This window comes from Nocardia sp. 852002-20019_SCH5090214 (genome assembly GCF_001665865.1).
GTDB lineage: Bacteria > Actinomycetota > Actinomycetes > Mycobacteriales > Mycobacteriaceae > Nocardia > Nocardia nova.
In genome coordinates this window covers 1-3,404 of record NZ_LZMK01000385.1, presented here as the reverse complement: position 1 = coordinate 3,404, position 3,404 = coordinate 1, and the positions used below count along the sequence as shown (strand labels likewise).

Below are 3,404 nucleotides of genomic sequence, written 5' to 3'. Positions count from 1 at the left end.
CTGCTGCCCCGCGGCCGAATTTATTTCCAGCGCACCGTATTTCAGTAGCGTGGCCAACAGGAAGATAGGCGTGCTGAGCACCAGCAGGGAAAATATCGTCGTGAAGTAGTCGCTGAACCGATATTGCCGGATCGCACCGGCCGCACCGATCAGCACGCCGAGGACCGTTCCGACGACCGAGCCTACGATCAGCAACCGCAGACTGACCCCGATCCGGCGCGGCAGTTCCTGGCTGACCGGCTGCCCCGTCAGGGTCGTGCCGAAGTCACCGTGCACCACGCCGCCGACCCAGGTGAGGTAGCGCTGCGGGATCGGCTGGTCGAGATGCAGTTCGTGGGCCTTGGCATCGATCACCGACTGCGGCGGTCGCGGATTGCGCTGTTCGAGGCTGTCCAGCGGGCGAAATGTCAGCGACGCCAGACTGAAAGCCAGGAACGACGCCAGCGCCAGCAGCACGACATAGTTGAGCGCACGTCGTAGCAGAAAGCCGGTCATCGGTCCCCTCGGGTCGGTTACTAGCCCCTGATCATAGGGAATGGTCTCGAGTCCACCGGTGACATCGTGCACCACTTCCGGCCCACTCGCAGGCGGGGCGCGGGCAAATGATTACAGCCACGCCGGAATTTCGGGCAGGATGGAATAGGTGACGCGTCTGCCGAAGCCGAAGATGGTGGCCACCGATGTCGATGGCACGCTGCTCGACGAATGGGAACGGGTGACTCCGCGCACCCGTACCGCGGTGGCCGCGCTGATCGCCGACGGAGTGCCGTTCGTGCTGGCCACGGGTCGTCCGCCGCGCTGGATCGATCCGGTGGTCGAGGGCCTGGGCTTTCCTCCGCTGTGTGTCTGCGGCAACGGCGCGGTGATCTACGACAGTGCCGCCGATCGCATCCTGCACACCAGCACATTGGATGTGGAGAGTCTGGCGTGGATCGCCGACCTCGCCGAGCGCGTGCTACCCGGCTGCGGGCTGGCCGCCGAGCGCGTGGGCCGCAGCGCGCACGATGCCGCGACGCCGCAATTCGTCAGCTCACCCGAATACGAGCACGCCTGGCTGAATCCGGACGACACCCAGGTGTCGCGGCAGGAGGTCATCTCGGCGCCGGCGATCAAGATGCTGATCCGGCTGCGGGGAACGCCCAGTGCGGAGATGCAGTCGGCCCTGGAACCCCACCTGGCCGGGCGGGCCGACATCACCTACTCCACCAACAACGGGCTCATCGAACTGTCCGCGCCCGGGATCACGAAGGCCGCCGGCCTGAGCGTGGTCGCCGAGCGGCTCGGGGTGGACCCGGCGGCGATCCTGGCCTTCGGCGATATGCCCAACGACGTGCCGATGCTCCGGATGGCCGGGCACGGCGTGGCGATGGGCAACGCTCACCCCGAGGCCCAGGCCGCCGCCGACGAGATCACCGCCTCCAATTCGGAGGACGGCGTCGCGCGGGTGCTCGAGCGCTGGTGGGAGAGCTGAGGACCTCAGCCCAGGTTGTCTCGGCCCGAAGCAATCGTGCAAACCTCGCCGCAATCGGCGGGTTTCGCGCATGTGGGTGGAGGTTTGCACGAATAGTTCGGGGTGCCGACCTCGGCCTTCAGCCCGCCGGGGCCGGAGGAACGGGCTGGGACGGCGCCGCCGCAGCGGACTCGGGCGCGGGCGGCGCTTCGGGAACCGGACCAACCGGTGCGGGTGCGGCCGGGTTCGGCGCTTCGGGAGCGGGGGCGGCCGGCGCCTCCGGTGCTGCTTGGGCATCGGGGGCCGGTTGCGCATCGGGTGCCGGCTGGGGTGCGGCCGATGCTTGCGGATCGGAAGGTGCGGGCGCGTCCGGAGCCGTCGGCGGGGCCGGGGCGTCCGCGACGGGCAGTGCCTGCGGAATCGGCTCGCCCGCCGGGCCGGGTTGTGCCCCACCGTGTTTCAGCAGGGTGGTGACGACGCCGGTGGCGGTGTCGAGGATCAGTGAGCCGAGCCGGAAATCGGCCCGCTGACCGCCGGGAACCGGATACGGATTGCGCAAAGGCGTTCCGAGCGCCCCGGATTCGGCGCCGAGCTGGACGAAGCGGTCGAGGATCCGGCCTGCCAGCTCGACGATCGAGCCGTCGGGCGCGGCGTAGACGTAGCCGTTGACAAACTTGGCGTACTGGCCGCCGTCGCCGGTCGGCGTCGGTTCGGAGGAGGCGGCGCCGAGGTGTCCGTTCGGACCGCCCTGCCCCGCCCAGTATGTGGCGATCGCGTTCGCGAGAGCCGCCAGATCCGCGTGCGCGCGTTGGTCTTTCGGAGCCGCGGGCGCGGTGTCGGCGGCGACGCCCGCGGCGATCTCGCGGATGCGATCCATGCGCGCATAGGCGGCATCACCGGGGCAGGTGGTATTGCCGACATCGCGATGTGCGAACACGATCGGCAGGTCCACCGCTGCACCCTCGGCGTACGGGGTGTAGTCGGTGCCCTCTGAGTACATGGTGGTGTGGCCCTCGGGGTCCAGTCCCGCGATCTCGGCCCGCCAGCCGACGAACTGCCCGGTGGCCTGGAGCTGGGCGTCGCTGGGCGGTTCGGTCTCGAAATCACCCATCATCGCCACGCCCGCGGTGTTCTCGTTGAAACCGCCCGCGTGCGCGCCCTCGACCGGGCGGTCCAGACCGCCGTAGCGGCCCTCGAAGATCTGGCCGTACTTGTCGACCAGTGCGTTGTAGCCGATATCGCACCAGCCCAGCGTTTTGGCGTGATACGCGTAGATCGCGCGCACGATGCCCGCGGACTCGGCCTTGGTGTAGTCGTTGCGCCCGGCGGTGTGGTGCACGGTGATTCCGCCCAGCCCGTCGTCGTAGGTGGGTTCCTCGCAGCGCAGCGATTCGTCGGCGCCCCACTGCGCCCGGCTGATCACCTTCGGCCCGCCGCCAGGCAGCGGCGCGGCGACGGAGGCCAGGTTGTCGTCGATCGCGCCGCGCCCGGGATTGATCAGCACCGCCGAGAGCTGCGAGGCGGCCTGCTGCGCCGGGTCGTCGGAGCGGCCGGCGGCCGGGGTGATCGCCTTGTGGGTGGTCAGTATCTGAACCGCCTTGGTCTCGCCGACGTAGATCGGTTCGGTGCCGGTCCGGGCGGGGGCGGCCGCGTGATCGCTGCGATCGGTATCGACCCGATCGGCCGGGAACCACGGTCCCCAGGTGCCGTCGGCCTGCTGGGCGCGGATCAGGGAGGTGGTGTCGGCCAGTTCCTTCGCGGTCAGCGCGACCATGCTGAACGGGGTGTCCCGAGTCAATTCCTTGACCTCCGCACCGACCTGATCGGCCATATCCGGTGGTACGGCACCGGGCGACAGGGCGGGGGCGGCCGGGTCGGCGCCGGGAACCTGCGCGGGGTCGAGCGGAGCGGCGATGAAGCCGGGGCCGGCGTGCGCGGGGGAGGCGGCGGGAGT

The 3,404-nt window shown here is 69.8% G+C and carries 3 protein-coding genes; 1 reads left to right on the top strand and 2 read right to left on the bottom strand.

Annotation, left to right across the window (positions count from 1 at the left end):
* Positions 1–495, bottom strand: a 495-nt coding sequence (locus A5780_RS32140) for an ABC transporter permease (protein ID WP_197521927.1), incomplete at its 3' end; no start/stop codon positions are given.
* A 172-nt stretch (positions 496–667) separates the two neighbouring features.
* Here A5780_RS32140 and A5780_RS32135 point away from each other — a divergent pair.
* The gene (locus A5780_RS32135; RefSeq protein WP_063016453.1) at positions 668–1,471 is read left to right on the top strand and encodes a Cof-type HAD-IIB family hydrolase; all 804 of its coding nucleotides are present in this window, start codon (positions 668–670) and stop codon (positions 1,469–1,471) included.
* A gap of 118 nt (positions 1,472–1,589) precedes the next feature.
* On the opposite strand, the gene A5780_RS32130 is transcribed toward A5780_RS32135, so the two are convergent.
* Positions 1,590–3,404, bottom strand: a 1,815-nt coding sequence (locus A5780_RS32130) for an N-acetylmuramoyl-L-alanine amidase (RefSeq protein ID WP_064910919.1), incomplete at its 5' end; no start/stop codon positions are given.